Origin of the sequence: Mesorhizobium sp. BR1-1-4, from assembly GCF_020165375.1 — a bacterium.
GTDB lineage: Bacteria > Pseudomonadota > Alphaproteobacteria > Rhizobiales > Rhizobiaceae > Mesorhizobium > Mesorhizobium australicum.
The window spans coordinates 89,681-115,401 of record NZ_JAIUIB010000001.1 but is presented as its reverse complement, the minus strand read 5'-3'; the positions used below and the strand labels follow the sequence as shown (position 1 = coordinate 115,401).

The window sequence follows — 25,721 nt, the reverse complement described above, 5'->3', positions numbered from 1 at the left end:
ACATGGCCCTTTCACGAGGGCGGGCGGGGCTTTTGACCATGTAGTGGAGCATATCCATGGCCGTTCCGAAACGCAAAACCTCTCCGTCCAAGCGCGGCATGCGCCGCTCGGCCGACGCCCTCAAGGCCCCGACCTATGTCGAGGACAAGAATTCCGGCGAAATGCGCCGCCCGCACCACATCGACCTGAAGACCGGCATGTATCGCGGTCGCCAGGTGCTGACGCCCAAGGAAAGCTGAGACCAGCTTTTCCCAAGCAACCGAGTTACAAAAGACCGGCTTCTGGCCGGTCTTTTTTGCGTTTGGCCTTGCCGTGCGCGCCGGCTACTTCAAGCGCTGAGCTTTCGTCTCTCGATTTTCATGTTGGCCGGGCAACCGGCTGACATGGTTGTTGCATCCGGTATTCGACCGTGTTTGCGGCCGCGCACGAAAAATCTTGACGCCGTGCCTGTGGGGCATTCTACAGAAGGTGCCCCCATATGGAGACGCCAGATGTTCGGTGCCGTCCCGCTTTTGATCGTGCCTTTCGTGCTCTACAATCTCGGCCTGCTCGGTATATTCGGCGGCGGTGACGATCCGTGGGCGAGCGAGATGTTCTCGTTCCGCATGATGTCGGGCGGGGTGTTCTCGATGACGCTCGGCGACCTGATCGTGCTGATCGGGCTGATTTTTCTGTTCCTTGAAATGGTGAAGTCGGCGCGCACGACCACCGCCTCGATCATGGACCATCTGTTGTCGACGCTTGTCTTCGTTGCTTTCCTGGTCGAGTTCCTGCTGGTGAAGGGTGCCGCGCACTCCATCTTCTTCACGCTGCTGATCATCGCGCTGTTCGACGTGCTGGCCGGGTTCGCGGTGTCGATGCGGTCGGCCAGCCGCGACATCAATTTGAATTAGACCGGAACCTCAGCCCGGATCGGCGGCGAAGCCGGCGGCTTCGATGCCGGCAATCGCGGCCGCCTCGTCATTGTCAGACGTGTCGCCGGAAATGCCGACAGCGCCGATGACACTGCCTGCCTTGTCGCGGATCAGCACGCCGCCGACGACCGGCAGCACGCGTCCACCCGACACGTCGGAAATGCCGGCAACCAGATGCGGGCGCTCCTTGGCGAGGCCTCGACCCTGCGCGAGCCGATGCCGATCGCCAGCGCGCCATAAGCCTTGCCGGCCGACATTTGCGGGCGCAGGAACGAGGCGCCGTCCTGGCGCTGGAAGGCGACCAGGTGCCCGCCGGCGTCGAGCACCGAGACGCCGAGCGGCTTGAGCTTGAGATCGGCGCCCCTGGCGAAGGCGGCATTGATGATCTCTACGGCTTTTTCGAGCGACAGCGCGGTCATGGCAATCTCCTGTTGAACAGCCCAATCATCGCCGGCCAGCCGGACCAGGCAATCCCGCTTTCGGTTGAAATTGCTTCCCGCGAAGCAGCGGGACGAAGGCGTGCCTGTCGGATGCGTTACGACCGCTCGATCCAGGACGAGGCATTGGCGGAGAGAGGGGGCTATTTTTTCTTGGCGCGGGCCGGCTTCTTGGCAGGTGCGGCAGGCGCGTTGGCTAGATCTTCGGCTTCCTTGGCCAGCCGCAGCGCCCGCAGCTTGTCGGTCTTGGCCTTGCGGGCATCGCTCTCGGCGACGTATTCGGCCATGGCTTTCTGCCGGACCGTCGCCGCCTCTTCCTGCTTCTTGAAGCGCAGATCGGCACGCGCGCGGGCAGTGTCCCTAGAGTTCTCAACCAAGAGCGTATCCAATCCCGTGAAGTGTGATTTCCGTCCTTTGTAGCAGAGCCGGCCTTTCAACGGGGAAAATAGTTGGTCAGACGGCCGGGCTGGCGTTGCGGGGCTTTTCAGCAACCACCGCTTCATAGGCGGCTTGCAGCGTCGCGCGGACAGAGGAGCCGGGCGCTGTGTCGAGGGGGGTGCCGAGATGCTCATGGCGCAATTCGTCCATGAATTTCTCCCACATTGGAGGTCCGCCCTTTTCCAGGAGTTCGGCGCGGATCGAGAGTTCCTCGCTTGTCGGCAGCCAGACGCGGCCCCAGGCGCCGAGATGGGCCAGGATGGGCACCAGCGTGATGGCCATCTCGGTCAGGCTGTAGATCGCCTTCTGCTTATGACTGGGGTCGTCCGCCTTGGTCAGCATGCCGAGCTCCATCAGCCGCTTCAAACGGTCGGCGAGGATGTTGGAGGCGATACCCTCCATCGAGCCGTTGAGCAGCTCGCGAAAATGGCGCCTGCCGCCGAAAATCATGTCGCGCAGGATGATCAGGCTCCAGCGGTCGCCGAACACCTCGAGTGAAAGGTTGATCGGGCAGCCGGACCGGCGATCGAGGGTCATTCCATTTTCTCCGCAAAACCGGTTGCATTATCGTATCGGTTTTATTATCGTGCAACCGATTGCAAAATGCAAGCAGATGAGGAGGCCATGAGATGACGAGCAAAGACCGTCCCGAGATCGTATCCGAAGCGTTTGGCGATCCGGCGGATCCGCTGCTGCTGATCATGGGCGCGATGGCCTCGATGCTGTGGTGGCCGGAGGCGTTTTGCCGGAAGCTCGCGGACGCCGGCCTTTACGTGATCCGCTACGACAATCGCGATACCGGCCGGTCGACCAAATATCTGGTGGGACAGCCGCCCTACACTTTCGACGACATGGCTGACGACGCGATAGCCGTTCTCGACAGTTACGGCATCGGCAAGGCGCATGTCGCGGGCATGTCGATGGGCGGCATGATCGCGCAGCTCGTCGCGCTCCGGCACCCTTCGCGCGTCGCTTCGCTGACCGTGATCAGCAGTTCGCCCGTGGGGACCGACACGTCGCATCTGCCGCAAACGACCGACGCCTATATGGAGCATTCGGCCGATGGGGCCAAAGTCGACTGGGCGGACCGCCGCCAGGTCATCGACTTCATGGTCAGCGATGCACGCGCGATCGCCAGCACCGCGCATCCGTTCGACGAGGCCGGGATGAGGGCGTTCATCGAGCGGGATTATACCAGGTCCGGCGGCTTGCTCAGCGCCACCAATCATTTCATGCTCAAGGGCAATGACCAATGGAAGGGTCGCCTGCACAAACTGGCGGTGCCGCTTCTGGTCATCCACGGCACGTCGGATCCGATCTTTCCGGTCGAGCATGGCGAAGCCTTGGCCCAAGCAGTTGCCGGCGCGAAACTCCTTCGTGTCGAAGGCGGCGGTCACGAACTGCATCCGGATGACTGGCCTGATATAGAAGCCGCCATTGTCGAGCATGTCCGATCCAGCTGAGACTTCGTGGGCGAGCCTTGACGAGCGAGGCCTGCCGCAATAGTTAAGTAAATGCTTCAGTGTTTCCACAGAGCAGATGAGCACAAGAATGTCCCTGACGCTGCATTTCCATCCGCTGGCCTCCTTTTGCTGGAAGCCGCTGATCGCGCTCTACGAGAACGCCACGCCTTTTGCGCCTGTCATCGTCGATCTGGGCGACGAGCAATCGCGCGCGGCCTTTCTGAAGATATCGCCGACCGGCAAGATGCCGGCGCTGCGCGACGACGCGCGTGACCGGACGGTGCTGGAATCGACCATCGTCGTGGAATATCTGGCCATGCACTATCCGGGACCGGCCGAACTCATTCCAGCCGACATCGACCTGGCGCTGGCTGTCCGCCAGGCCGACCGCTTCTATGATTTCTATGTGCAGGAGCCGATGCAGAAGATCGTCGGCGACAGGTTGCGGCCGCAGGACAAGACCGATCCATTCGGTGTCGAGCAGGCGCGGAGCCAGCTGCGCAATTCCTACGCCATCATCGAACGGGAGATGCTGTCGAGGGAATGGGCTGTGGGCGATATCTTCACCATGGCCGATTGCGCGGCGTCTCCGGCGCTCTTCTATGCCAACAAGGTCGAGCCGTTCGGCGACAGCTATCCCGCCGTGAAGCGCTATCACGACCGCCTGCTGCAGCGCGCCGCCTTCACCAGGGTGATCGAGGAGGCGCAGCCTTACTTCAAGTTCTTTCCCTACAACAACGGCTGATCGCGATGCTGCACGATCCCGCCCAACTCGACCTGATGTTCCAGGCGCTCGCCGATCCGGCGCGGCGGCAGATGGTCGACCGGCTATCACGCGGCCCGGCGTCGGTGAGCCAGTTGGCCGAGCCGCTGGCGATGTCGCTATCGGCGGTCGTCCAGCACCTCAATCTCCTGGAGGCGAGCGGCCTCGTGCGCACGCAAAAGGTCGGACGGGTGCGCACCTGTCAGATCGAGCCGAAGGCGCTGCGCGCGGCCGAACACTGGATCAATGAGCGGCGCCTCTCATGGGAACGCCGGCTGGATCGGCTCGGCGATTTTCTTGCGGAGAACTGAAGAGGAGCATGCCATGTCAAAGAGAAAATCCGATCTGGTCCGCGGCTATTTCGCGGCCTTTCAGGCCGGCGACCGCGCCGTCATGGAGGCGACCCTTGCCGACGATTTCACCTTCACCAGCCCCTATGACGACGCCATCGATCGCACGACCTATTTCGAGCGCTGCTGGCCGAATGGCAAGCTGTTCCGGTCGATGACGATCGAGCGGATTTGCGAAGACGGGGCTGCCGCCTTCGTTCTGTATGGCTGCGAAACGGTGGACGGAAAATCCTTCCGCAACACCGAGCTACACGTGTTTCGCGGCGGCCGGCTGCGTAGTGTCGAGGTCTATTTCGGCGCTGCCTATCGCAACGGTGTCTTCATTCCGCCGAACCAATCGAGTTGACCAGCGAGGACCCAAGCCATGACCGAACGTTCCGTCGTCCACTCCACCTTCGTTATCGAGCGCCTCTATCCGGCGGCGCCATCGAAGGTCTTTTTCGCGCTCAGCAATCCGGACGCCAAGCGGCACTGGTTCACCGATCCGAGCAACCCGATGCCCAGCCGATACGAACTGGACTTTCGCGTCGGCGGCAAGGAGATCAATGCCGGAGGGCCGAAGGATGGGCCGATCCACGTCTACACCGCCACTTACTGGGATATCGTGCCCGACCAGCGCATCGTCTACAGCTACGACATGCTGTTTGGCGATATCAGAATTTCGGTGTCGCTGGCCACGATCGAACTTTTTGCCGAAGACAAGAGCACGCGCCTGGTGCTGACCGAGCAGGGCGCTTTCCTGGATGGCCATGACACGTCCGGCACACGCGAGCATGGGACCGGGGTGTTGCTCGATCTTCTCGGCAAGTTTTTGCGGATGGAAACCTGATCGTTGTGGCTGCTGACCGAAGAGGATCAGGCTTCCCAGAATTGATCGAGCCAGATGTTGAGTCTGAGGAAGCCGGCATTGCTCACCGTATAGACACGCCGCGTCCCTTCAGCCTTGGCATTGACCAGTCCGGCGTCGAGCAACACTTTCAGATGCTGTGATACCGCCGGGCGGGAGACTGGCAGCCCGGCCGCCAATTCGTTGACGGTCTTCGGACCGCGTCGAAGTTCTTCCAGAAGATGGCGCCGATTGGGATCGGCGATCGCCATGAAGGCGTCGGAAAACATCATGCCTCATTTGTGAGGCAAAGTTTTTCAAATCTCAACTGTTTGCTTCTGCTTTTCTTCTCGGATCGAGCCGCAATGCTTCGGGGGTCACCGAACGGTCGGCCGGCTGCGTCTTGAAGGCATCGCGATTTCCGATCGGCACCGGCGCGCGGCGGCTGATGCGTAGCAGCGTGTAGCCGGCCAGCGACAGATGCGCGAAGGCTGTCGCCAGGAACAGGCCCTCCGGGCGCATCCAGCCCATCAGCGCTGCCGCCAGCAAGGGGCCGATCATGGTGCCGAAGCCATAAAGCAGCAGCAGGCCGCCCGAGACCTTGACGAAATCCTCGGCACTGGCGTGGTCGTTGGCATGCGCCACGGCGATCGAATAGAGCGTGTAGGCGAAAGCGCCGTAGGCGGCGGTGAAGACGAGGACGAAGACCGCCGAGCGCGGCTCGAACAGGAAGATGAGCAGCGCAAACAGCGCCGCGCCGAAGGCGGCACCGGCCAGCACGAAACGCCGGTCGGTCTTGTCGGAGAGGCGCCCGGCCGGAAGTTGCATGGCGGCGCCGGCGACGACCACCAGGCTCATCATCAAGGCGATCTCGGCGGTGGAGATTCCGATGCGGGCGCCGTAGACGGCGCCGAGCGTGCCCCAGGCGCCGTTGGCGATGCCGATCAAAAGGCAAGCGATCGCCGAGACCGGCGAGTTGGCGTAGAGTCCCTTGACGTCGAGCTTGACGTCCTGCAGCGGCTTGGGATGCGAGGCGGTCGACACGGCCGTCGGGATCAGTGACAGGCAAAACAGGATGCCGGTGATCATGAACAACGACGCCGATTTCACGTCGCCGCCGGCGACGATCATCTGGCCGCCCATGATCGAGGCATAGGTGACCATCATGTAAAGGCCGAAGACGGTGCCGCGGTTCTCGTTGGTGGCTTTCTCGTTCAGCCAGCTTTCGATGACCATGAAGGCGCCGGCCATGGTGAAGCCGGTAAAGGCACGCAGCAGGATCCAGACATACTCGTCGATGATCAGACCGGTGAGCAGTGCCACGATCGCGCCGGACGCGGCAAAGGCGCCGAAGGCGCGCACATGTCCGGCGCGGCGCACGATGCGCGGCGCAAAGAAACAGCCGGTGACGAAGCCGCCGGCCCAAGCCGTGCCCATCAGACCGAGCGAAGCGGTCGAGAACCCTTCCACCTGGCCGCGCAAGGGCAGCAGCAGCCCGTGCAATCCCGATGCCGCCAGAAGAAAGGCGGTGCCGCGAAGCAGGGAAAGGATCGGTCTGTAGGCTGCGAGCATTTTTTGATCCGACTGGGGGACTGGGCGGGGACGCGGGTTTGAAGACAGTCGCATTCGGGCTTTTCGGCGGCGGGCGATTGCCCCAGCGATTTATCCGCGGCGGAACAGCGCCTCGGCAGCCGATTTGGTGGTGTCCTTGGTCTTGAGTTCGGCCTCCAGCCGGGCGATCTCGTCGCGCAGGATACCGATGCGCTCTGACAGTTCACCGACGGAAAGCAGCGACAGGTCTTGCCCGATCTCGTGCGGACGTGCCTTCTTCTTGGGTTCGTCGTCGAAGATCGCCATGGCTGCTCCTCCTCCGCCAGACCAGATTGGCCATTTGCCTGATTTGCCAATGAGCATACATAGGGCAAGGGCGTCGATGCAAACAGCCGGTAAGAGTGCGGCGAGGAAAGACGGAAAACTTCATGGCGAGCGGACAGAAAATTCCGGCACGGATGACGGCGATCGCTATCTCGGAGCCGGGTGGCCCAAGGGTGCTGAAACCGGAAACGCGCGACGTACCGCAGCCCGGCCCCGGCGAAATCCTGATCAAGGTGCATGCCGCCGGCGTCAACCGGCCGGACGTGCAGCAGCGCAAGGGGGCCTACCCGCCTCCGCCCGGTGCATCGGACCTGCCGGGCCTCGAGGTGTCGGGAGAAGTGGCCGCTCTTGGCGACCAGATATCGCGCTGGCGCATCGGGGACAGGGTCTGCGCGCTCACGCCCGGCGGCGGCTATGCCGAATATGTCAGGGTTCATGCAGGCAGCGTTCTGCCACTGCCGGCGGGCTTCACCCACACGGAAGCGGCGGCGGTGCCGGAAAACTATTTCACCGTCTGGCACAATGTGTTCGAACGCGGCGGCCTGAAGAAGGGTGAGACACTGCTCGTCCATGGCGGCTCGTCCGGCATCGGCACCACGGCGATCCAGCTCGCCTCGGCCTTCGGCGCTTATGTGATCACCACCGCCGGATCCCAGGAGAAATGCGACGCCTGCCTGAAGATCGGAGCCGACCGTGCGATCAATTACCGTGAGCAGGATTTCGTCACCGCGGTCAAGGAGGTGACCGAAGGCCGAGGCGCCAACGTCATCCTCGACATGGTCGGCGGCGACTATGTCCAGCGAAACTACGAGGCCGCCGCTGTCGAGGGCCGGATCGTGCAGATCGCGGTTCAGGCAGGCGCTGTCGCCAGTGCCGATTTTTCCAAGGTCATGGTCAAGCGGCTGACCCATACGGGCTCGACGCTCAGGCCGCGCACAGTCGAATTCAAGGCGGCGATCGCGGCGGCGCTGGAGGCACAGGTGTGGCCTCTGCTGGGCACGCGCAAGGTGGCACCGGTGATGGACATGATCTACCCGCTTACCGACGCATGGCGCGCGCATGAGCGGATGGAGGAGGGCGAGCATATCGGCAAGATCGTGCTCGACGTCGGCTAGGACGCCAGCATTTTCGGCTCGGCCCGACCGGATCTCGACACGGTCTGGCCAGCGTCCTTCGCCCCTGCCTACAAGATGAACAGAAGCTTAATGGTGCAATGCAGCATTTGCATCATTGCTATGCAAAATCGGCTGTTCAAGTCCCGCCCGATGATCACTATTTGAGCATCATCGAAACGAACCCAATTCAGGAGGACTACCATGAACCCGATCCGTGCTTTCCGTAACTGGCGCATGTACAACGAGACCGTTCGCGAACTGAACCGCCTCAACGCCCGTCAGCTCAGCGACCTCGGCATCAACCGCGGCGACATCGAGCGGATCGCCCGTCAGGCGATCTGATTGCAAGCGCGACCCGCCGCAAGGCAGGGTCGCAATGCAGAGCCGCCGCAGACGCTTGTCGTCGCCGGTTCCAAACCCGCTGGACCCTGTCCGGCGGGTTTTGTCTTTTGGGGGGATTGGATTCATCTCGGCTTCGGCGTGATATGCCATGGCGATCCGCGGCAAATGCGGCGGCAGGGTTTGGACCGCCGTGGCAAACGTTAGCCGTCACCGCGCGCCTTGGTTGGCCACGTCGTTCCCAGCTCTTCCAAAAACGTTGCGAAACGACCTGAGAGCAGTTATACAGGCCGCGAATTTCCCATTTTGGTGGCTCTAAACCACCGCCCGCGCGGGAACGCGGGCGAACGAGAAGGATTTGCACATGGCCAATACGCTGCTTATGCCCAAGGCGACCGCCGTCTGGCTGGTCGACAACACCGCGCTTTCCTTTGAGCAGATCGCGCAGTTCTGCGGGCTGCATCCGCTTGAGGTCAAGGCGATCGCCGACGGAGAATCAGCGCAAGGCATCAAGGGCATGGATCCGATCATGACCGGCCAGCTGACCCGCGACGAGATCGCGCGCGCCGAGAAGGATCCGAACCAGCGCCTGAAGCTTTCCGATCCCAAGGTGCGGGTACCCGAATCCAAGCGCAAGGGCCCGCGCTATACGCCGCTGTCGAAACGTCAGGACCGGCCGAACGCCATCCTGTGGCTGGTGCGCAATCATCCCGAACTGAAGGACGCGCAGATTTCGCGCCTCGTCGGCACCACCAAGTCGACGATCGAGCAGATCCGCGAACGCAAGCACTGGAATTCGGCCAATCTGCAGCCGATGGACCCGGTGACGCTGGGTCTCGCCTCGCAGATCGACCTCGACATGGAAGTCAACCGCGCCTCGCGCGGCCGCGAGCAGGCGCAGCCGGTCGGCGACACGCTGCTGCCGGCGGCATTGACCGAGCGGTTGGTGCCTGCACCGGAGAAGCCGAAGGACGAGGACGCGGAGCTCGATGCAAACGCCGTCTTCGCCAAGCTGTCGGCGCTGAAGTCGAAGGACACCGATACGGACGACGAGGAATAGGCTTTTCGCGAACGGAACAAAATAGCCCGCTTCGAGCGGGCTATTTTGTGCGGCCAGCAAGTCTCAGCTTCGCGCCGCGCGGTCGGGCGCCATGCCGTAGTCCTCGCTGCGCTCCACCGCCCGGTAGAAATCGGCAAGCTGCTTGCCGCGCTCCGGCTTGAAGATTCGGCCGGCGATGACCACGGAGGCAATGCGGTCGATGCGGAAGGCGCGGAAATCATCGCGCATCTCGCACCAGGCGACCAGTGTCCACACCTTGCCCCAGAACCACAGGCCTAGCGGCCTGATATCGCGCGCGGTGCCGCGGCCGGCTTCGTCCGAGTAGTCGATGGTCAGCACCTGGCGCTTTTCGACCGCGCGCTCGATCAGGTCGATCGCCTCGCGGGCGGCATCGCTGACCACCCACATCGGCGTGTGGATCTCGGTGCGGGCGATGCGGTCCTTCTCGGCATCGGGCAGCACGGCACCGATCTTGACCAGTGCCTCGTCGGCGGCCCGCGCCATGGCGGCGCCGCCAAAGGCGCGCACCATGCGGGCGCCGGCCACCAGCGCCACGATCTCGTCACGCGTGAACATCAGCGGCGGAAGGTCGAAACCCTCCCTCATCATGTAGCCAACGCCAGCCTCGCCGTCGATCGGCACCCCAGTCGACTGCAGGTCGGCTATGTCGCGGTAAATGGTTCGCTCGGAAACCTCGAGCCATGTGCCGAGCTTCTGGGCGGTGACAAGGCGGCCACCACGCAGATGCTGCACGATCTGAAAGAGCCTGTCGGCGCGGCGCATCGTTTGCTTCCCCAGTGTTTTTCCCATGCATGCCGTGGCTCCCTGACCGGATCCACTTCCACATGACATGCATTACGGCTTCAGCCCTTCGCGCTTGCGCTGCGCGGCGACGAATTCCGCGCCGAAGGACAGTTTCCTCGTTGTCGGCGTCTTCGCATCGAGAACGCGCCAGAAGGGAGCGACGTCGCTGAGCGTCATGCCGCGCTCGAGATCCTCCTTGGCAGCCTCGGCGACCGTACGCGGATGATAGCCCATGGTGACCGGGCATGTCACTTCGGCGCCATGCTCGATGGCAAGGGCCGTGCGCAGCGCGCGAACGTCCATATCGACGCCTTCGGGGATGGAGCGGATGAAATCGTCGACCTGGCGCGCGGTCGGCACCAGCATGGGCTGGCCTTCGATAACGTCCCCTACCGTGCGCGGCGTTGGCTTCACGCCGTTGATGCCAGGCGCGTTCAGCCTGTCGTTCCAGTGTTTCATCGATCGTCCTTGGCCGGCCATGCGCATTGTCCCACCATCGCACGCACCTCCTGACAGCATGCTGTCAGGAGGCTTCAGCATACTCCTTGGCGAACAGCGTCCGCATCTGCGCGAGTTCGCTGCCTTTTTCCGGGTAGAGCGTCTGCAGGAAGGCAAGGGCGAAAGTGCCGGGCGCCGAACCTGGCGCGGACACGATTTTGCCGTCGGCCACGGCATGTGGCACATCCTGATAATTGCCATCGCCGGCATAGCCGGACTCGTGACGGCTAATCCAGTCACGGCCATTGCTGGTATGCCTCGCGTTCTCGAACATGCCGGCTCGGGCCAGCGCCAGCGTTCCCGCACAGATGCCACCAACGATACCGCCGCGCGATGCGACAGCCATCAGCAGTTCGGCAGCATCCGGCGGCGCCTTGTCCGCCCAGTGGTCGGAACCGATGACCGCCACGGCATCGAGATCGGTATTCTCATTGATGCTGGCCGAGCGGTCTGGCATCAGCTTAAAACCGCTGATTCCGGTCACCGGCTTGCCGTCGGGCGTCAGCGACACGGCGCGAGCGCCGAACCATTCGACCGCCGAGGCCGCCAGCAGCCCATATTCCCAGTCGGCAAAACCTTCGATGAACAGAAAGCCGATTGTCTTCTGATCGGGCATGAGCTCGCTCCATCCCTCGCGCGCCGGACTTGATATCTGGGTGCTGACGCGTGAGCATCCAACCGCTGCGTTGAAAATTTCGTCTCAATTGCCGTGATGGCGACGCTCGGCATACATGTCCGGCCAGCCGATATCCTTGCGAATGTCTGCGGGCAGCGCGTTCATGAACCGCTGGGTCCGGATCTCGTTGCGCATCGTGCGGATCTTGCCGACATAATGCTGCATGCCGCGCAGAATGGTAAAACCGTTCATGACCAATCTCCTCTCTCTAACCGGAGACACTATCGCACACCCCTCCTGACAGCAGTCTGTCAGGAGGATGGCGGGTCGTGTGGCGACTGTTCCGTTCTTGTCGTGACGGGTCACGCGAGCGGATTGTTCACTAAGGCAGGGCTAATCGAGGCAGTATTGTTCATAGCTTGGCGACGGACTGTCGGGACAGGCGGCCTTCAGCGAAGTGACCGGAGTTCTGATATGAAAGGAGAAAATTCTTCCCCAAAAACAGGGAGACCACCATGAGCTTGCAACTGACAGGAATTCACCACCTGACCGCCATCACCGCCAATGCGCCCGGCAATCTTCACTTCTACACGAAGGTGCTGGGGCTGCGGCTGGTCAAGAAGACAGTGAACCAGGACGATACCTCGGCCTACCACCTCTTTTATGCCGACGGCGAGGCAACGCCGGGTACCGACCTCACCTTCTTCGACTGGCCGATCGGCCGCGAACGGCGCGGCACACACAGCATCGCGCGGACCAGCCTCAGGGTCGGCAGCCAGGAGAGCCTTGGCTGGTGGAAGCAGCACCTTGCCAGCGAGGGCATTGTGACAGGAGAGATTGCCGATATCGGCGGCTACAAGTCACTGGATTTCGAGGACCCCGAAGGCCAGCGCCTGCGGCTCGTCAGCGATGGCGGCAAGGGCGGCAGCCATCCCTGGGCGCAAAGCCCGGTGCCGGCCGAGCATCAGATCCGCGGACTGGGGCCGATCGTTATCAGTGTTCCCGACATCACCAACACCGAGGCGGTGCTGGCCGGGGTGATGAACATGCGCAAGGTCCGCGACTATGCCTCGCCTGACGGCGAGGGCCAGGTCCACGTCTTCGAAATGGGCGCGGGCGGGCCGGCGGCGGAGCTTCATGTGGCCGTGCAGCCCGGGCTGGCACCCGCGAGGCAAGGCGCCGGTGCGGTTCACCATGTCGCCTTCAGGGCGCCGGACGAGGAGACGCTGCATCAGTGGACGGCGCGCCTGGCCGAATTCCGGCTGCCGTCAAGCGGCGAGGTCGAGCGCTACTACTTCCGCTCGCTCTATTTCCGTGAGCCGAACGGCATCCTGTTCGAGATTGCCACCGACGGGCCAGGGTTCACAGCCGACGAGCCGCTGGAGACGCTGGGCGAAAGCCTTGCCCTGCCCCCGTTCCTGGAGGCAAAACGCGCATCGATCGAGGCTGGCCTCAAGCCGCTGAAGTAGATTGCTGCGCGGTCAAGGCGTGCGTCGCGTTCCGCTTCGGGTTCGCGGCGCCTTTTCTTCCCCGGAGACCGAACGAACCGCTTTGACAGGCGCAAGCGTTGCTGGTCAAAGGCAGCATGACGAAACTCCTCGCCCTTGTCATCGTCGGGTTCATGGTCATCCAGCTCATCAAGCCGCTCGGCTGGCCGGGGCTCAGGCGCCGCGGCGATTTCTGGAAATTGGCATTGCTCGCCATGGCGGCGATCTCACTGGCGGCCGTGCTCGGGCACCTGACATAAGGCCTGGCGACAGCTGCGGTCGCTCTTCAGCCGGCAAGCACTGGGCCGACGAGATGTTCCGCCCAGGCCCGGTAGCCGGCCTCCGAGGCATGAAACCCGTCGGAAGCAAAACCGGCCTCGGGGTTGGTGATCGGCAGGCGCGGCGCCGGCACCGCGCCGCGCTCCAGGCAGAGGCGCTCGCCCATCCGGTTCATCGCGGTGGCGCGGATCTCGAGGATCTTGCCGAGCAGCGATGGCATGGCCGGTGCACGCGTGAACTCCAGCACCGGCGACCATACCACGCGCGCCTCCGGCCATTTGGCGCGCAGCGCGTAGAGGAGGCCGCCGAACTCCTTCTTGAAGCGCGGCACGGAATGAAAATTCTTGGTGTCGTTGGTGCCGATGGCGAGCACGATATGCGTCCACGGATCAGCCGACAGATTGGGCAGGACATGGTCGCGGATCTGACCAGATGTCGCCGAATTGAAGCCGGCGGCACGCCAGCGCACAGCGCCGCCGGTGCGCTGCGCAATCATGACGGCAAGCTGCGCGGCAAGCCCGTTTTCGGAATTGCCGATGCCGACCGAGGCGGCGGAGGAATCGCCCAGCACCAACAGCGAGATCGCCGGAGCCTGGCCCGAGATCTCGTGCATGACCGGTCCCTGCGCCGGCAGCATGCGCGAGGTGCGGCGGCGGACACCCAATCCCTGCCAGACATAGATCGGGAAGGCGAGCCAGGTGAGGAAGGTCGGAAAGCGTCGCATCGCTGGTCCATTGAACTGGTTTGCGACCAGCATCTAACGCATGTCGCGAGAGAGGTGAACGAGCATTTCCGGCGAAAACAGGATCGCCTCGAACGCTCTACCCCTTTGTTTTACGCAATTCCGAAGGGGCTCCGCACTTTTGCTGGTCAGCCATCGTGGCAATCGCGCTCCGCTTGCGGCTCGCCTGCATATTCGTCATGCAGCCGCACCCAATCCATCAGGTTGCGGTAGAGGCCGGTCTCACCCCGGCCCTTCGGCGTCAGGTCCAGATAGTGGTAGGCGCCGATCAGTTGTTCGCCGCCGCGGGCACGCGAAACGAAGGTCAGGAAAATGTCGCCGTTCTCGTCCCTGTAGAAAACGCTGGCGCCCGGAAGCTCCTTCGATGTCCGGGCTCGGGTCTCGAAATTGTATGTGGTGTCGCCAGCCGCGATCTGCCTGTCGGTGAAGGAAACCTGCATGTCGAAGTTGAAATCAGACGCATAGGACGACACCCAGTCGAACTTCCAGCCCATGCGCTGCCTGTAGGCTACAAGCTCGTCCAGCGGCGCGCGCGAGATCACGACCAGCGATACGTCGTGGTGCATGAGGTGCTGGTTGGCACCGTCGATATGATCGGCAAGAAAGGAGCAGCCTTCGCAATGATTGACGCAGCCCGGCCCGAACATGAAATGGTAGACGATCAGCTGGCTGTTGGCGCCAAACAGATCGGCAAGTTTCTTCGGCCCCCGTTCGGTCTCGAAGACGTAGTCCTTGCGAATTTTCAACCAGGGGAGTTCGCGCCGCTCGGCCGCGACGCGCTCGCGAAGCCGCGTCAGTTCCTTCTCGCGGGCCAGATGTGCCTTATGAGCCTCGAACCATTCTTCGCGCGAAACGACCTTGTTGCGATGCATGAACTTCTCCCTGTCTGCACCCCAAGGACGTACGGGATGGGCTCGCCCCGACATCGCCGCTGTCAGGGATGCCCAGAGAAAATAAGAATTCGAATGCCTTGACCCAAGGCCGGTGCGCCAAAACAAAACCCGGGCATGTCGGCCCGGGTTCGAAGGGAAGGATAGCAGGGGCTTCAGGCAGCCTGTTCCAGGCTCGCCTTCCATTTCCCAAGTGCCGCCAGGTGGTTCATGTGGGCGCGGTGGGTGAAGGCGGCCTGGCCGGCGGCGACGTTCGAGGCCTTGCCGCTCCATGCCTTCTGCGGGGCGGCCTGCAGCGCGCGGCCATAGGAGAAGGTCAGCTTCCACGGATGCGGGCCGATGGCGTTGATGGCATTGAGGTTGGCGGTCGCCTCCTCGTCCTCCTGACCGCCGGAGAGGAAGGCAATGCCCGGCACCGCGGCCGGCACCGTCTCGCGGAACAGCTTTATCGTTTTCTCCGCGACTTGCTCAGGACTGTCCACCGTGCCCGACTTCTTGCCAGAAAGCACCATGTTGGGCTTCAGGATCGTGCCTTCGAGGACAACACCGGCAGCGTGGAGCTCGTCATAGAGTTTTATCAGCGTCGCCTTGGAGACCTCAAAACAAGTGTCGATGTCGTGAGCGCCGTCCATCAGCACTTCGGGCTCGACGATCGGCACGATGCCGGCCTCCTGGCAAAGTGCGGCATAGCGGGCAAGCGCATGGGTGTTCGAGTTGATCGAATTGACCGAAGGCACGCCCTTGCCGGTGTCGATGTCGATCACCGCGCGCCATTTGGCAAAACGGGCGCCGAGCTTGTAATAGTCGGCAAGCCGCTCGCGCAGGCCGTCGAGGCCTTCGGTGATGGTGTCGCCGGGAAAGCCGGCCAGCGGCTTGGCGCCGGCATCGACCTTGATGCCTGGAATGGCGCCCGCCGCCTTGATGATGTCGACCAGCGGCGTGCCGTCGGCGGCCTTCTGGCGAATGGTCTCGTCATAGAGGATGACGCCGGAAATGTATTTGGCCATCGCGTCCTTGGCGCGGAACATCATCTCGCGGTAGTCGCGGCGGCTGTCGGGGGTAGATTCGACGCCGATGACGTCGAAGCGCTTCTTGATCGTGCCGGAGCTTTCATCGGCGGCCAGCAGGCCCTTGCCGTTGGCCACAATCGCGGCGGCAATGTCTTCGAGACGTTCGCTCATCATGCTTCTCCTAACCGGTTGGTATCGGCCAGCAGGACACTACCGCCAAAGGAATGACGCCGGAAAGCTCGAATCGAGCGAAAGTGGCCGGCGCTGCCGCCAGCTCCCTTCGAGTTGATCGAATTGCCGGTGAGCCGTGTGCCCTCAGCGCTTCAGCACGTCCACGCCGGGCAATGGCTTGCCTTCCATCCATTCCAGGAAGGCGCCGCCGGCGGTCGAGACATAGGTGAAGTCGTCGGCGACACCGGCGTGGTTCAATGCAGCCACGGTATCGCCGCCGCCGGCAACCGAAACCAGCTTGCCCGCCTTTGTGCGCGCCGCCGCATGCTTGGCCGCCGCCACCGTGGCGTGATCGAACGGCTCGATCTCGAAGGCGCCGAGCGGTCCGTTCCAGACCAGCGTCGCGGCGCGGTCGATCCACTCGCCGATCGTCGTCACGGTCTTGGCGCCGACATCGAGGATCATGCCATCGGCCGGCACGTCGGAGATGGCGATGGTCTCGCAGGCCGCACCCGCCCTGAATTCCTTGGCCACGACGCCGTCGACCGGCAGGATGATGGCGCAGCCGGCCTCCGCCGCTTCGATCATGATCTGCTTGGCGGTCGGAGCCAGGTCGTGCTCGCACAGCGACTTGCCGACGTCGGTGCCGCGCGCGGCGAGGAAGGTGTTGGCCATGCCGCCGCCGATGACGAGAGCATCGACCTTCTTCACCAGGTTCATCAACAGGTCGATCTTCGTCGAGACCTTGGCGCCGCCGACGATGGCAACGACCGGACGGACCGGGTTGCCCAGGCCCTTCTCCAGCGCCTCGAGTTCGGCCTGCATGGTGCGGCCGGCGAAGGAGGGCAAGAGGTGCGCCAGCCCTTCAGTCGACGAATGGGCGCGGTGGGCGGCGGAAAAGGCATCGTTGACGAAGATGTCGCCATTGGCGGCGAGCCGTTCGGTAAAAGCGGGATCGTTCTTCTCTTCGGCCTTGTAGAAGCGGGTGTTTTCCAGGAGCAGCACGTCGCCCTTGTCCATTGCGGCGACAGCGCTGCCTGCCGTGTCGCCGATGCAGTCGGAGGCGAATCCAACGGGACGGCCGAGCACCTCAGCCGTCGCGCTGGCGATCGGCTCCAGCGAGAATTCGGGCGAGGGACCATCCTTGGGCCGACCGAAATGGGCGAGCAGGATGACCTTGGCGCCCTTGCCGGACAATTCGGCGATGGTCGGCCCGATGCGTTCGATGCGGGTGGTGTCGGTGACCTTGCCCTCAGCGACGGGAACGTTGAGGTCGACGCGCACCAGCACGCGCTTGCCGCTGATGTTGCCGATATCGTCCAGTGTCTTGAAGACAGCCATGCCGGTTCCCTTTCGTCTGAAATCGCCGGGACCATACCTCGCATCAATGACGATGCAAGGCTTGGCTGGGGCCGGGTGCGAAATTTTGAGGCGGACGGGGACATAGTCCGTGAAGACCGCCCGGCCTATGTCAGCGGGCAAACGGTCGCCCGCCTCAGCTTTCGGCCGACGCTTTCTCGACCGGGGGCTCAGGGGCGTCATCCGCCTGTGTTGCCCCCCGCGCCTCAGCCGGCTTGCGCCAGCTGCGGATAAAGGCGGCGAGACGGTCGCCGATCTCGCCGGCGCTCAGGAAGACAGGCACGCGCGCCACCGGCGCGGTCGGCTCGAAGGACAGGCCGAGCCCGGTGATTTTGCCCTTGTCGTCGACGTCGCGCACAATCAGCTCGATCGGACCAAGCAGCACGCGGTCGGCATATTCGGCATGGCCGCCGAGCCGCGCCGTGACCAGCGCACCGACGGTCTGTTTCTGCTCGGCCTCGCTGAGACCGGGCGCATAGGCGGCTTCCAGTTCGGCGGCGGAACGCGCTGGATCGACGGCGAAGGCGCCGAAGAAATCGGCATCCTCGGGATCGACGACGGCGCGGCTGGCGAACAGCTTGTCGAGCAGGCGGGGATAGCGATCGGGCACGAAGATGTAGACTTGATCGCCGGCGGCGAGCCGGCCCATGTCCTGGAAACGCATCGAGCGGCCGTCACGCAGCACCAGCGAGGGCCGCGCCCATCGCGGGATGCGTTCGCCGCGCGCCACCGGACTGCCCGGCGCCACACGATAGGCAAGGAGTTCGTGATGCGCGGAGCCGGGCAGTTCCAGTTCGACCTTGTCCAGCGGTCCGAGCCGGGCCGGCACGATCAGGCCGAGGCGCCGCGCCAGCGGGCCGACGGTCCAGCCCTGGATGACCAGGGACACCAGAACGATGATGAAGGCGGCGTTGAAGATGGTGCGGCCGTTTTCCAGCCCGCCGAGCAGCGGTGTGATGGCGAGCAGGATGGACACGGCGCCGCGCAGGCCGACCCAGGAGACGAAGGCGACTTCGGGACGCGGCAGGCGGAACGGGACCAGGCAGAGCCAGACCGCGACAGGACGGGCGACGAACATCAGGAACAGGCCAAGCGCTATCGCAGGCACCATGATCGCCGGGAACTGCGAGGGCGTCGCGAACAGGCCGAGGATGAGGAACATGATGATCTGCGCCAGCCACGACATGCCGTCCTGGAAGCGCTTGAGGATGGTGACAGCGCGGATGTCGGAATTGCCGGCGATGAGCCCGGCGATATAGACCGCCAGGAAGCCGGAGCCGCCGATGGCACCGGCGGCGGCAAAGACCATCAAGGACAGGGTCAGCACGAAGATCGGCAGCAGGCCATGGTCGAGGTTGAGCCGGTCGACAAGGCGCACGATGGCGAGGCCGCCGAGCACGCCGACGATCGCGCCAAGCCCCATGTTGATGAGGAAGCCGAGGATGAGATTGGTGACCAGGACATTGGCTTCGGGGTTGGCGTGGGCGGCGATGATCTCGACCAGCGTGATGGTCAGGAAGATGGCGATCGGATCATTGGTGCCCGATTCCACCTCAAGCGTGGAGCGCACGCGCTCGCGCAGATTGATCTCGCCGGCGCGCAGCAGGAAGAACACCGCCGCCGCGTCGGTCGAGGCGACGGCTGCGCCAAGCAGGAAGGATTCCAGCCAGCTGAGGTCGAGCAGGTAGTAGGCGGCGGCGCCGAACAGGCCGGTGGTGAGAAGGACGCCGAAGGTCGCCAGCGACAGGGCTGGTCCTGCCGCCTGCCGCAGGGCGTTGAGCGGCGTGCCGAAACCGGAATCGAACAGGATGACGGCGAGCGCCAGTGAGCCGGCAAAATAAGCGATGCGGGCATTGTCAAACTGAATGCCGAGCCCGTCGGTTCCGGTGGCGAGCCCGATGCACAGAAACAGGAGCAGGAGCGGAGCGCCGAAGCGAAAGGCGATCAGGCTCGAAAACGCCGCGGCGACAACAAGCGCCGTGCCGACCAGCGTAACGAGATAGATCGCATGCTCCATCCGTGATTTGCCCCTCGAATTCCTCTGCCTCCTGGCTTCACGGCAGAGTGGGGCGAAGGCGTGACCAGTGCAAGGCGGGAGGGTGGTTTTTTGCCCGGCGCCGCCGATTTTCGCGTTGCTGCTCCGGCAAATGAAAACGCCCGGACGAGGCCGGGCGTTTCGAGTGTCGGGAAGATCGATCTTCGATCAGGCGATGGTCTTGCCGAAAGCGACCGCGGTGTCGCCCATGCGGTTGGAAAAGCCCCATTCATTGTCGTACCAGGACAGCACCGAAACGAAGTTGCCGTCCATCACCTTGGTCTGGTCGAGCGCCATGATCGAGGAGCGCGGATCGTGGTTGAAGTCGATCGACACGTTCGGGTGATGGGTGACGCCGAGGATGCCCTTCAGCTTGCCGTTGGAGGCGGCGATGACCGCCTCGTTGATTTCCTGCACCGTCGTCGAGCGCTTGGCGATGAACTTGAAGTCGACGACCGAGACGTTCGGCGTCGGCACGCGGATCGAGATGCCGTCGAGCTTGCCCTTGAGGTCGGGCAGGACGAGGCCGATCGCCTTGGCGGCACCGGTCGAGGTCGGGATCTGCGACAGGGCGGCGGCGCGGGCGCGGTAGAGATCCTTGTGCATGGTGTCCAGCGTCGGCTGGTCGCCCGTGTAGGAATGGATCGTCGTCATCATTCCCTTTTCGATGCCGACCGTCTCATGCAGGACGGCCGCCAGCGGCGCCAGGCAGTTGGTGGTGCAGGACGCATTCGAGATGACGATGTGGTCCTTGGTCAGCTTGTCGTGGTTGATGCCGTAGACGACGGTCAAGTCAGCGCCGTCGGCGGGCGCCGAGACCAGCACGCGCTTGGCGCCGGCGGTCAGGTGCGCGGCGGCCTTGTCGCGGGCGGTGAAGATGCCGGTGCATTCGAGCGCAATGTCGATGCCGAGTTCCTTCCACGGCAGCTGCGTCGGATCCTTGATCGCGGTGACCTTGAACTTCTCCTTGCCGACGCTGATCTGGTCGCCGTCGACCGACACTTCATGCGGAAAGCGGCCGTGCACGCTGTCAAAGCGCAGCAGGTGGGCGTTGGTCTCGACCGGACCGAGATCGTTGACGGCGACGACATCGATATCCTTGCGGCCGGACTCATGGATGGCGCGCAGGATGTTGCGGCCGATGCGGCCAAATCCGTTGATGGCAACTCTGACAGTCATTTTTCTCTCCCGGGGAGCTGGAGGGCAGACGATTGATCCGCAGCTTCATAGCGGCGGACGGGCAAAGAATCCAGCCGCAGCGGGCTGGATTTAAATCGATTAGGTTGGGCCAGCCTGGCAAAACCGCTTTTCACGCGATCTCGCCGGGTATTTTGTTTCGTGCATGTCGTTATCTCAAGACCGCGACACACTTTTGGGCGACATGCCGGGGCCTCATCCGCCGTGCAGGCGGGCTTCCGCCGCCTTGGCGGCCGCCTCGGCGGTGATGCCGAAATGCGGATAAAGCTGTTCGATCGTACCGCTCGCACCGAAGCCGGTCATGCCGATGAAGATGCCGTCCGAGCCAATGAGATGATCCCAGCCCTGGCGGATGCCGGCCTCGATCGCCATCTTGATCGGTGCGTCGCCGATCGTCTTCTTGCGATAGGCGTCGGTCTGCTTGTCGAACAGTTCGAAGCAAGGCACCGAGACGACACGGGTCGGATGGCCATGTTTTTCCAGAAGGTCGCGTGCGCCAAGCGCGATCTCGACCTCGGAACCGGTGGCGAAGATCGTCACGGCGGCCTCGCCGCTGGCGGCGGCGAGCTCATAGGCCCCTTGGCTGCTCAGGTTCTTTTCTGTGAACTCGGTGCGCACCGTCGGCAGGTTCTGGCGGGTCAGCGCCAGGGTCGACGGCGTCTTTTCGGATTCGAGCGCGATCTGCCAGCATTCGGCGGTTTCCACCGCGTCGGCCGGACGGAACACATTGTGGTTGGGAATGGCGCGCAGGGCCGCCATGTGCTCGACCGGCTGGTGGGTCGGCCCGTCTTCGCCCAGACCGATGGAATCATGGGTCATGACGAAGATCGAGCGGATGCCCATCAGCGAGGCAAGCCGCATCGAGGGGCGGGCGTAGTCGGAGAAGCACAGGAAGGTGCCGCCATAGGCGATAAGGCCGCCATGCAGCGTCAGGCCGTTGATCGCGGCAGCCATGCCGTGTTCGCGGATGCCGTAATGGACATAGCGCTGGCCGTAATCGTCCGGCGTGATGTTCTTGGTCTGGCTGGTCTTGGTGTTATTGGAGCCGGTCAGGTCGGCCGAGCCGCCGATGGTTTCCGGCACCGCGCCATTGATGACTTCCAGCGCCATTTCCGACGATTTGCGGGTCGCGACCTTCGGCTTGTCGGCTGAAAGCTTCTTCTTGTAGTCGGCGATGACGGCGTCGAAATTCGCCGGCAGCTTGCCACTGGTGCGGCGCTCGAACTCGGCCTTCAGCTTCGGATCGGCCTTGGCCAGACGGCCTTCCCAATCCGTGCGCGCCTTGACGCCGGCCTTGCCGGCGGTGCGCCAGGCATCGAGAATGTCAGCCGGGATCTCGAAGGGCGGCGAGTCCCAGTTGAAGAACTTGCGCGCGCCAGCGATCTCGTCTGGGCCGAGCGGCGAGCCGTGCGCCTTGTTGGTGCCGGCCTTGGTCGGAGCACCGAAGCCGATGGTCGTCTTGCAGGCGATCATCGTCGGCTTGTCGGAATGGCGGGCGGCCTCGATGGCATAGGCGATCGCTTCCGGATCGGTGCCGTCGATGTGGCTGGCGTTCCAGCCGGAGGCCTGGAAGCGCGCGACCTGGTCGGTGTTGTCGGCGAGCGACACCGGACCGTCGATCGAGATGTTGTTGTTGTCCCAGAAGACAATCAGCTTGTTGAGCTTGAGGTGACCGGCAAGGGCGATGGCTTCCTGGGAAACACCTTCCATCAGGCAGCCGTCGCCGGCCAGCACATAGGTGTAGTGGTCGACAAGGTCGTTGCCGAACGCGGCGTTCATGATGCGCTCGCCGAGCGCGAAGCCGACCGAATTGGCGAGGCCCTGGCCCAGCGGGCCGGTCGTGGTCTCGATGCCGGTGGCGTGGCCATATTCGGGGTGGCCGGCGGTTTTCGAGCCCAACTGGCGGAAGTGCTTGATCTGGTCGATGGTCATGTCTTCGTAGCCGGTCAGGTGCAGCAACGAATAGAGCAGCATCGAACCATGGCCCGCCGACAGGATGAAGCGGTCACGGTCGGCCCAATGCGGGGCCTTGGGATCGTATTTCAGGAAGCGGGTGAACAGCACCGTGGCAATGTCGGCGCAGCCCATGGGCAGGCCGGGATGGCCGGAATTCGCCTTCTCGACGGCATCCATGGAGAGAAAACGGATCGCATTGGCCATCCGGTCATGTTGTTCACGCGACGTCATGGTACCTCCAGGGTGGGGGTTTGGGGGCTTGGGAGAGCCCTTGAAAAGGGTGCGCGACACATAGCAGGCGCGGGCTTTTAGTCAACAAATCGGGTGCAGATTTGCCGGTCTTGTGATGTCGGCGGTGGACCCACTTTAGCGTTAGCGGGGGACAGTCGCGAGAGCTTTATTGACGTTGCCTTCACCCGGTGCCTAATGTTTCCGGGATAACGCGTTCTGAACGCGAACGATTCGGTGATGGGCAGGGCACAGGACGAAGCCATGACCGGGGAAACCACGCTCAAGGAAGTGATCGCCAGGCTGAGCAAGGCCATCGAAGGGCTGGAAAACGCCGTCGCGGCCAAGCTCGAGCATGAACGCGACTATTCGGAAGCCGAGGCCGAAGTACAGCGGATGAATGCCGACCGCTCGCGGTTGGCGCAGGAACTCGACAATTCCGAAGCGCGCGCCGAACGGCTGGAAGACGCCAACAAGGAAGTGTCGCGACGGCTGGTGACCGCGATGGAAACCATCCGCGCCGTGTTGGACAGATAGGAGCTGGCCCGATGGCACAGGTCACGGTTTCAATCGACGGCAAGCAGTACCGCATGGCCTGCGACGAGGGTCAGGAAGAGCATCTGATCGATCTCGCCGAGCGTTTCGACCGCTATGTCTCGCACTTGAAGGATTCCTTCGGCGAGATCGGCGACCAGCGGCTGACCGTCATGGCCGGCATCATGGTGATGGACGAGCTTTCCGAGCTGCAGAAGCGCGTCAAGGGCATGGAAAGCGAAGTGCTGACCTTGCGCAAGACGCGCGACGAGGCGTTGATCAAGGCCGACAAGAGCGACAGCGTGCTGACCAGCGCGCTCGGCGCCCTGGCGCAGCGGATGGAAGATTTGACGGCGACGCTGGCAATCAACAAGGCCTGAGGCGTTTGCTGATCCCTGCCCTTCGTCTCATGCCCGATATCACGTCGTATTTTTGGCCTTGATCCCGTGTGTAGGGAAAAATTTTCGCCTATCGAGTGAATGGCCGTCATCTCCAGCGTTTAATCAGTCGCGCTGCGGTGCTACGATCAGGTGCCGGGCGCCGGGCGGCGAAGATCCGGCCACATTCACAAGGGGTAGGGATAGGTCATGAGTCTTCGTATCAACGATATCGCGCCGGACTTCACCGCCGAGACCACGCAGGGAGCCATCAAATTCCATGACTGGATCGGCGACGGCTGGGCGATCCTATTCAGCCATCCGAAGAATTTCACGCCGGTCTGCACGACCGAGCTTGGCACGATGGCCGGGCTCGAGGGCGAGTTCAAGAAGCGCAACGTCAAGATCATCGGCATTTCGGTCGACCCGGTCGAAAGCCATGGCAAATGGCAGGACGACATCAAGACGGCGACCGGCCATTCGGTGCATTACCCGCTGATCGGCGACAAGGACCTCAAGGTCGCCAAGCTTTATGACATGCTGCCAGGCGGTGCCGGCGAAACTTCGGAAGGCCGCACACCCGCCGACAACGCCACCGTGCGCTCGGTCTACGTCATCGGGCCGGACAAGAAGATCAAGCTGGTGCTTACCTACCCGATGACCACGGGGCGCAACTTCGACGAGATCCTGCGGGCGGTCGATTCCATGCAGCTCACCGCCAAGCATCAGGTGGCGACGCCGGCGAACTGGAAACAAGGTGAGGACGTCATCATCACCGCCGCCGTTTCCAACGAGGATGCGATCAAGCGCTTCGGCGCCTACGAGACCATCCTGCCCTATCTCCGGAAGACCAAGCAGCCCTCCGCCTGAGCCAGAACGCCGGAATGGTTTCCGGCGTTTTCCGCTCCTGCGACCCAAGTCATGCTTGACTGGTTCGTCGGGGCGGACAACCATGCTCACGGTGGGTTCCGGCGGAGAAAATCGTTCCTGCCGGCTAGGTCTGGGGAAGCCGGACGTGCAGATAACTTTGGCGAAGCCGCTGGTCAGCGGTTTTTATGACAAGCCGACCGGGGCCATCCAGTATGTCGTCGCAGACCCGGCGACGAAGCGATGCGCCATTATCGATCCGATCCTCGACTTCGATGAGAAATCCGGCGCGACGAGTACGAAGAGCGCGGATGGCTTGCTCGATTTCATTGGGGAAAACGGGCTGGAGCTCGAGTGGATCCTCGATACCCATCCCCACGCCGACCATTTCTCGGCGGCGCATTACCTGAAACAGAGGACCGGAGCGCCGATGGCCATCGGCGACAGGGTCGTCGACGTCCAGGCACTGTGGAAGGTGATCTATAACTGGCCGGACTTTCGGGCTGACGGCTCACAGTGGGACAGGCTGTTCGCCGAGGGCGAGACCTTCCGGATCGGAACCCTTCCGGTCAAGGTGCTGTTCTCGCCTGGACATACATTGGCATCGATCACCTATGTGATCGGCGACGGCGCCTTCATCCACGACACCCTGTTCATGCCCGACAGCGGCACGGCAAGGACGGATTTTCCCGGTGGAAGCGCCGCGCGGTTGTGGCGCTCGATCCAAGGCATCCTGGCCTTGCCGGAGGAAACCCGGCTGTTCGTCGGCCATGATTACCAGGCCGGCGGGCGCGAACCGATGTGGGAAAGCACGGTCGCGGCGCAGAAGGCGACCAACATCCATCTTGTCGCCGCGCGTACAGAGGCCGAGTTCGTCGCGCTACGCGAGGCGCGCGATCGCACATTGCCGATGCCGCGGCTGATCCTGCATGCGCTGCAGGTCAACATCAATGGGGGGCGGCTGCCGGAGCCGGAAGCCAATGGCCGGCGCTACCTCAAATTTCCGCTGGATTCGCTTTGAGGCAACGGTCGTCCCGGCTGCGGCGTACAAAAAAAGGCGGCGCCAGTTTCCTGACGCCGCCCTGCTACTT

At 63.2% G+C, this 25,721-nt stretch carries 32 protein-coding genes and 1 pseudogene; 16 read left to right on the top strand and 17 right to left on the bottom strand.

Annotated features, from left to right (window positions below; all coding sequences use genetic code 11):
- Nucleotides 1-56: 56 nt before the first annotated feature.
- Together rpmF and LB571_RS00585 are read left to right on the top strand one after the other, a co-directional pair.
- A complete protein-coding gene (gene rpmF / locus LB571_RS00590; RefSeq protein ID WP_008834724.1) occupies nucleotides 57-239 on the top strand; it encodes a 50S ribosomal protein L32 in 183 nt (60 codons plus the stop codon).
- A gap of 252 nt (nucleotides 240-491) precedes the next feature.
- Entirely contained in the window at nucleotides 492-893 is a 402-nt protein-coding gene (locus LB571_RS00585) for a hypothetical protein (protein WP_140792665.1), read from the top strand.
- A gap of 9 nt (nucleotides 894-902) precedes the next feature.
- On the opposite strand, the pseudogene LB571_RS00580 reads toward LB571_RS00585, so the two are convergent.
- From LB571_RS00580 to LB571_RS00570, 3 genes and pseudogenes are all read right to left on the bottom strand, one after another.
- Nucleotides 903-1,333: pseudogene (locus LB571_RS00580) on the bottom strand (GlcG/HbpS family heme-binding protein).
- Nucleotides 1,334-1,494: 161 nt separating this feature from the next.
- Nucleotides 1,495-1,728, bottom strand: a complete 234-nt coding sequence (locus LB571_RS00575) for a hypothetical protein (protein ID WP_023773965.1) — start codon at nucleotides 1,726-1,728, stop codon at nucleotides 1,495-1,497.
- Nucleotides 1,729-1,804: 76 nt separating this feature from the next.
- On the bottom strand, nucleotides 1,805-2,326 hold the full coding sequence (locus LB571_RS00570; protein WP_140616689.1) for a winged helix-turn-helix transcriptional regulator: 522 nt from the start codon (nucleotides 2,324-2,326) through the stop codon (nucleotides 1,805-1,807).
- A gap of 92 nt (nucleotides 2,327-2,418) precedes the next feature.
- Here LB571_RS00570 and LB571_RS00565 point away from each other — a divergent pair, with 92 nt between their 5' ends.
- The 5 genes from LB571_RS00565 (at nucleotide 2,419) to LB571_RS00545 (ending at nucleotide 5,194) form a co-directional block, all read left to right on the top strand.
- Nucleotides 2,419-3,252: an alpha/beta fold hydrolase gene (locus LB571_RS00565; protein WP_224591543.1), complete on the top strand. Its 834-nt coding sequence runs from the start codon at nucleotides 2,419-2,421 to the stop codon at nucleotides 3,250-3,252.
- 88 nt (nucleotides 3,253-3,340) lie between these two features.
- Nucleotides 3,341-3,997: a glutathione S-transferase family protein gene (locus LB571_RS00560; protein WP_224591540.1), complete on the top strand. Its 657-nt coding sequence runs from the start codon at nucleotides 3,341-3,343 to the stop codon at nucleotides 3,995-3,997.
- Between the two features lie 5 nt (nucleotides 3,998-4,002).
- A complete protein-coding gene (locus tag LB571_RS00555; protein WP_015315351.1) occupies nucleotides 4,003-4,326 on the top strand; it encodes an ArsR/SmtB family transcription factor in 324 nt (107 codons plus the stop codon).
- Between the two features lie 13 nt (nucleotides 4,327-4,339).
- Nucleotides 4,340-4,711: a nuclear transport factor 2 family protein gene (locus tag LB571_RS00550; RefSeq protein WP_015315352.1), complete on the top strand. Its 372-nt coding sequence runs from the start codon at nucleotides 4,340-4,342 to the stop codon at nucleotides 4,709-4,711.
- Nucleotides 4,712-4,729: 18 nt separating this feature from the next.
- Nucleotides 4,730-5,194 (top strand): SRPBCC family protein, encoded by a 465-nt coding sequence (locus LB571_RS00545; RefSeq protein WP_224591537.1) that lies wholly within the window; start codon nucleotides 4,730-4,732, stop codon nucleotides 5,192-5,194.
- A gap of 26 nt (nucleotides 5,195-5,220) precedes the next feature.
- Here LB571_RS00545 and LB571_RS00540 read toward each other — a convergent pair whose 3' ends face one another.
- From LB571_RS00540 to LB571_RS00530, 3 genes are all read right to left on the bottom strand, one after another.
- Entirely contained in the window at nucleotides 5,221-5,484 is a 264-nt protein-coding gene (locus LB571_RS00540; protein ID WP_010911936.1) for an ArsR/SmtB family transcription factor, read from the bottom strand.
- Between the two features lie 31 nt (nucleotides 5,485-5,515).
- A complete protein-coding gene (locus tag LB571_RS00535; protein WP_224591534.1) occupies nucleotides 5,516-6,763 on the bottom strand; it encodes an MFS transporter in 1,248 nt (415 codons plus the stop codon).
- Nucleotides 6,764-6,853: 90 nt separating this feature from the next.
- A complete protein-coding gene (locus tag LB571_RS00530) occupies nucleotides 6,854-7,048 on the bottom strand; it encodes a DUF1192 domain-containing protein (RefSeq protein WP_015315356.1) in 195 nt (64 codons plus the stop codon).
- Between the two features lie 122 nt (nucleotides 7,049-7,170).
- Here LB571_RS00530 and LB571_RS00525 point away from each other — a divergent pair, with 122 nt between their 5' ends.
- The 3 genes from LB571_RS00525 to LB571_RS00515 all read left to right on the top strand — a co-directional run bounded on the left by LB571_RS00525 (nucleotide 7,171) and on the right by LB571_RS00515 (nucleotide 9,580).
- Complete coding sequence (locus LB571_RS00525; RefSeq protein ID WP_140662729.1) at nucleotides 7,171-8,181, top strand: NAD(P)H-quinone oxidoreductase; 1,011 nt, start codon at nucleotides 7,171-7,173, stop codon at nucleotides 8,179-8,181.
- 201 nt (nucleotides 8,182-8,382) lie between these two features.
- A complete protein-coding gene (locus LB571_RS00520; protein ID WP_013892619.1) occupies nucleotides 8,383-8,523 on the top strand; it encodes a DUF1127 domain-containing protein in 141 nt (46 codons plus the stop codon).
- A 361-nt stretch (nucleotides 8,524-8,884) separates the two neighbouring features.
- Entirely contained in the window at nucleotides 8,885-9,580 is a 696-nt protein-coding gene (locus LB571_RS00515; protein ID WP_015315358.1) for a DUF1013 domain-containing protein, read from the top strand.
- 63 nt (nucleotides 9,581-9,643) lie between these two features.
- On the opposite strand, the gene LB571_RS00510 is transcribed toward LB571_RS00515, so the two are convergent.
- The 4 genes from LB571_RS00510 to LB571_RS00495 form a co-directional block, all read right to left on the bottom strand.
- Nucleotides 9,644-10,363, bottom strand: a complete 720-nt coding sequence (locus LB571_RS00510; protein ID WP_013529238.1) for a helix-turn-helix transcriptional regulator — start codon at nucleotides 10,361-10,363, stop codon at nucleotides 9,644-9,646.
- Between the two features lie 72 nt (nucleotides 10,364-10,435).
- The gene (locus LB571_RS00505; RefSeq protein WP_015315359.1) at nucleotides 10,436-10,843 is read right to left on the bottom strand and encodes a hypothetical protein; all 408 of its coding nucleotides are present in this window, start codon (nucleotides 10,841-10,843) and stop codon (nucleotides 10,436-10,438) included.
- 64 nt (nucleotides 10,844-10,907) lie between these two features.
- Nucleotides 10,908-11,498, bottom strand: coding sequence for a DJ-1/PfpI family protein (locus LB571_RS00500; protein WP_224591531.1), 591 nt, complete (start codon nucleotides 11,496-11,498; stop codon nucleotides 10,908-10,910).
- A gap of 84 nt (nucleotides 11,499-11,582) precedes the next feature.
- Nucleotides 11,583-11,750, bottom strand: a complete 168-nt coding sequence (locus LB571_RS00495; protein ID WP_015315361.1) for a hypothetical protein — start codon at nucleotides 11,748-11,750, stop codon at nucleotides 11,583-11,585.
- 263 nt (nucleotides 11,751-12,013) lie between these two features.
- Between LB571_RS00495 and LB571_RS00490 the strand changes: the two genes are divergently transcribed.
- Together LB571_RS00490 and LB571_RS00485 are read left to right on the top strand one after the other, a co-directional pair.
- On the top strand, nucleotides 12,014-12,967 hold the full coding sequence (locus LB571_RS00490; RefSeq protein WP_140663007.1) for a ring-cleaving dioxygenase: 954 nt from the start codon (nucleotides 12,014-12,016) through the stop codon (nucleotides 12,965-12,967).
- Nucleotides 12,968-13,083: 116 nt separating this feature from the next.
- Nucleotides 13,084-13,245, top strand: a complete 162-nt coding sequence (locus LB571_RS00485) for a hypothetical protein (protein ID WP_015315363.1) — start codon at nucleotides 13,084-13,086, stop codon at nucleotides 13,243-13,245.
- A gap of 26 nt (nucleotides 13,246-13,271) precedes the next feature.
- Here the strand turns inward: LB571_RS00485 and LB571_RS00480 are convergent, their stop codons facing one another.
- The 7 genes from LB571_RS00480 to tkt all read right to left on the bottom strand — a co-directional run bounded on the left by LB571_RS00480 (nucleotide 13,272) and on the right by tkt (nucleotide 22,855).
- A complete protein-coding gene (locus tag LB571_RS00480; protein WP_224591529.1) occupies nucleotides 13,272-13,988 on the bottom strand; it encodes an SGNH/GDSL hydrolase family protein in 717 nt (238 codons plus the stop codon).
- A 146-nt stretch (nucleotides 13,989-14,134) separates the two neighbouring features.
- Nucleotides 14,135-14,878, bottom strand: coding sequence for a DUF899 domain-containing protein (locus LB571_RS00475; RefSeq protein WP_140616699.1), 744 nt, complete (start codon nucleotides 14,876-14,878; stop codon nucleotides 14,135-14,137).
- 173 nt (nucleotides 14,879-15,051) lie between these two features.
- Nucleotides 15,052-16,077 carry a class I fructose-bisphosphate aldolase gene (locus tag LB571_RS00470; protein ID WP_140616700.1) on the bottom strand — a complete coding sequence of 342 codons (1,026 nt, stop codon included), beginning with the start codon at nucleotides 16,075-16,077 and terminating at the stop codon, nucleotides 15,052-15,054.
- 144 nt (nucleotides 16,078-16,221) lie between these two features.
- Entirely contained in the window at nucleotides 16,222-17,418 is a 1,197-nt protein-coding gene (locus tag LB571_RS00465; RefSeq protein WP_224591526.1) for a phosphoglycerate kinase, read from the bottom strand.
- Nucleotides 17,419-17,572: 154 nt separating this feature from the next.
- On the bottom strand, nucleotides 17,573-19,453 hold the full coding sequence (locus LB571_RS00460) for a potassium/proton antiporter (RefSeq protein ID WP_140720087.1): 1,881 nt from the start codon (nucleotides 19,451-19,453) through the stop codon (nucleotides 17,573-17,575).
- A gap of 186 nt (nucleotides 19,454-19,639) precedes the next feature.
- Nucleotides 19,640-20,650 (bottom strand): type I glyceraldehyde-3-phosphate dehydrogenase, encoded by a 1,011-nt coding sequence (gene gap / locus LB571_RS00455; RefSeq protein WP_015315369.1) that lies wholly within the window; start codon nucleotides 20,648-20,650, stop codon nucleotides 19,640-19,642.
- Nucleotides 20,651-20,863: 213 nt separating this feature from the next.
- On the bottom strand, nucleotides 20,864-22,855 hold the full coding sequence (tkt, locus tag LB571_RS00450; protein ID WP_140789796.1) for a transketolase: 1,992 nt from the start codon (nucleotides 22,853-22,855) through the stop codon (nucleotides 20,864-20,866).
- A 261-nt stretch (nucleotides 22,856-23,116) separates the two neighbouring features.
- Between tkt and LB571_RS00445 the strand changes: the two genes are divergently transcribed.
- From LB571_RS00445 to LB571_RS00430, 4 genes are all read left to right on the top strand, one after another.
- Nucleotides 23,117-23,389 (top strand): DUF4164 domain-containing protein, encoded by a 273-nt coding sequence (locus tag LB571_RS00445; RefSeq protein WP_015315371.1) that lies wholly within the window; start codon nucleotides 23,117-23,119, stop codon nucleotides 23,387-23,389.
- 11 nt (nucleotides 23,390-23,400) lie between these two features.
- Nucleotides 23,401-23,766: a cell division protein ZapA gene (locus tag LB571_RS00440; protein ID WP_224591524.1), complete on the top strand. Its 366-nt coding sequence runs from the start codon at nucleotides 23,401-23,403 to the stop codon at nucleotides 23,764-23,766.
- 207 nt (nucleotides 23,767-23,973) lie between these two features.
- Nucleotides 23,974-24,633, top strand: a complete 660-nt coding sequence (locus LB571_RS00435) for a peroxiredoxin (RefSeq protein WP_015315373.1) — start codon at nucleotides 23,974-23,976, stop codon at nucleotides 24,631-24,633.
- 145 nt (nucleotides 24,634-24,778) lie between these two features.
- Nucleotides 24,779-25,651, top strand: a complete 873-nt coding sequence (locus LB571_RS00430; protein ID WP_224591522.1) for an MBL fold metallo-hydrolase — start codon at nucleotides 24,779-24,781, stop codon at nucleotides 25,649-25,651.
- Nucleotides 25,652-25,721: the final 70 nt, after the last annotated feature.

What these genes read in the sequence shown, in the direction of transcription:
- LB571_RS00585 (WP_140792665.1), top strand. Translation starts at nt 492, where the DNA reads ATGTTCGGTGCCGTCCCGCTTTTGATCGTGCCTTTCGTGCTCTACAAT.
- LB571_RS00515 (WP_015315358.1), top strand. Translation starts at nt 8,885, where the DNA reads ATGGCCAATACGCTGCTTATGCCCAAGGCGACCGCCGTCTGGCTGGTC.
- LB571_RS00560 (WP_224591540.1), top strand. Translation starts at nt 3,341, where the DNA reads ATGTCCCTGACGCTGCATTTCCATCCGCTGGCCTCCTTTTGCTGGAAG.
- LB571_RS00500 (WP_224591531.1), bottom strand. Translation starts at nt 11,498, where the DNA reads ATGCCCGATCAGAAGACAATCGGCTTTCTGTTCATCGAAGGTTTTGCC.
- rpmF (WP_008834724.1), top strand. Translation starts at nt 57, where the DNA reads ATGGCCGTTCCGAAACGCAAAACCTCTCCGTCCAAGCGCGGCATGCGC.
- LB571_RS00565 (WP_224591543.1), top strand. Translation starts at nt 2,419, where the DNA reads ATGACGAGCAAAGACCGTCCCGAGATCGTATCCGAAGCGTTTGGCGAT.
- LB571_RS00465 (WP_224591526.1), bottom strand. Translation starts at nt 17,418, where the DNA reads ATGGCTGTCTTCAAGACACTGGACGATATCGGCAACATCAGCGGCAAG.
- LB571_RS00570 (WP_140616689.1), bottom strand. Translation starts at nt 2,326, where the DNA reads ATGACCCTCGATCGCCGGTCCGGCTGCCCGATCAACCTTTCACTCGAG.
- LB571_RS00510 (WP_013529238.1), bottom strand. Translation starts at nt 10,363, where the DNA reads ATGCGCCGCGCCGACAGGCTCTTTCAGATCGTGCAGCATCTGCGTGGT.
- LB571_RS00440 (WP_224591524.1), top strand. Translation starts at nt 23,401, where the DNA reads ATGGCACAGGTCACGGTTTCAATCGACGGCAAGCAGTACCGCATGGCC.
- LB571_RS00475 (WP_140616699.1), bottom strand. Translation starts at nt 14,878, where the DNA reads ATGCATCGCAACAAGGTCGTTTCGCGCGAAGAATGGTTCGAGGCTCAT.
- LB571_RS00535 (WP_224591534.1), bottom strand. Translation starts at nt 6,763, where the DNA reads ATGCTCGCAGCCTACAGACCGATCCTTTCCCTGCTTCGCGGCACCGCC.
- LB571_RS00530 (WP_015315356.1), bottom strand. Translation starts at nt 7,048, where the DNA reads ATGGCGATCTTCGACGACGAACCCAAGAAGAAGGCACGTCCGCACGAG.
- LB571_RS00525 (WP_140662729.1), top strand. Translation starts at nt 7,171, where the DNA reads ATGGCGAGCGGACAGAAAATTCCGGCACGGATGACGGCGATCGCTATC.
- LB571_RS00550 (WP_015315352.1), top strand. Translation starts at nt 4,340, where the DNA reads ATGTCAAAGAGAAAATCCGATCTGGTCCGCGGCTATTTCGCGGCCTTT.
- LB571_RS00540 (WP_010911936.1), bottom strand. Translation starts at nt 5,484, where the DNA reads ATGATGTTTTCCGACGCCTTCATGGCGATCGCCGATCCCAATCGGCGC.
- gap (WP_015315369.1), bottom strand. Translation starts at nt 20,650, where the DNA reads ATGACTGTCAGAGTTGCCATCAACGGATTTGGCCGCATCGGCCGCAAC.
- LB571_RS00485 (WP_015315363.1), top strand. Translation starts at nt 13,084, where the DNA reads ATGACGAAACTCCTCGCCCTTGTCATCGTCGGGTTCATGGTCATCCAG.
- LB571_RS00520 (WP_013892619.1), top strand. Translation starts at nt 8,383, where the DNA reads ATGAACCCGATCCGTGCTTTCCGTAACTGGCGCATGTACAACGAGACC.
- tkt (WP_140789796.1), bottom strand. Translation starts at nt 22,855, where the DNA reads ATGACGTCGCGTGAACAACATGACCGGATGGCCAATGCGATCCGTTTT.
- LB571_RS00555 (WP_015315351.1), top strand. Translation starts at nt 4,003, where the DNA reads ATGCTGCACGATCCCGCCCAACTCGACCTGATGTTCCAGGCGCTCGCC.
- LB571_RS00490 (WP_140663007.1), top strand. Translation starts at nt 12,014, where the DNA reads ATGAGCTTGCAACTGACAGGAATTCACCACCTGACCGCCATCACCGCC.
- LB571_RS00460 (WP_140720087.1), bottom strand. Translation starts at nt 19,453, where the DNA reads ATGGAGCATGCGATCTATCTCGTTACGCTGGTCGGCACGGCGCTTGTT.
- LB571_RS00495 (WP_015315361.1), bottom strand. Translation starts at nt 11,750, where the DNA reads ATGAACGGTTTTACCATTCTGCGCGGCATGCAGCATTATGTCGGCAAG.
- LB571_RS00545 (WP_224591537.1), top strand. Translation starts at nt 4,730, where the DNA reads ATGACCGAACGTTCCGTCGTCCACTCCACCTTCGTTATCGAGCGCCTC.
- LB571_RS00470 (WP_140616700.1), bottom strand. Translation starts at nt 16,077, where the DNA reads ATGAGCGAACGTCTCGAAGACATTGCCGCCGCGATTGTGGCCAACGGC.
- LB571_RS00435 (WP_015315373.1), top strand. Translation starts at nt 23,974, where the DNA reads ATGAGTCTTCGTATCAACGATATCGCGCCGGACTTCACCGCCGAGACC.
- LB571_RS00480 (WP_224591529.1), bottom strand. Translation starts at nt 13,988, where the DNA reads ATGCGACGCTTTCCGACCTTCCTCACCTGGCTCGCCTTCCCGATCTAT.
- LB571_RS00505 (WP_015315359.1), bottom strand. Translation starts at nt 10,843, where the DNA reads ATGAAACACTGGAACGACAGGCTGAACGCGCCTGGCATCAACGGCGTG.
- LB571_RS00445 (WP_015315371.1), top strand. Translation starts at nt 23,117, where the DNA reads ATGACCGGGGAAACCACGCTCAAGGAAGTGATCGCCAGGCTGAGCAAG.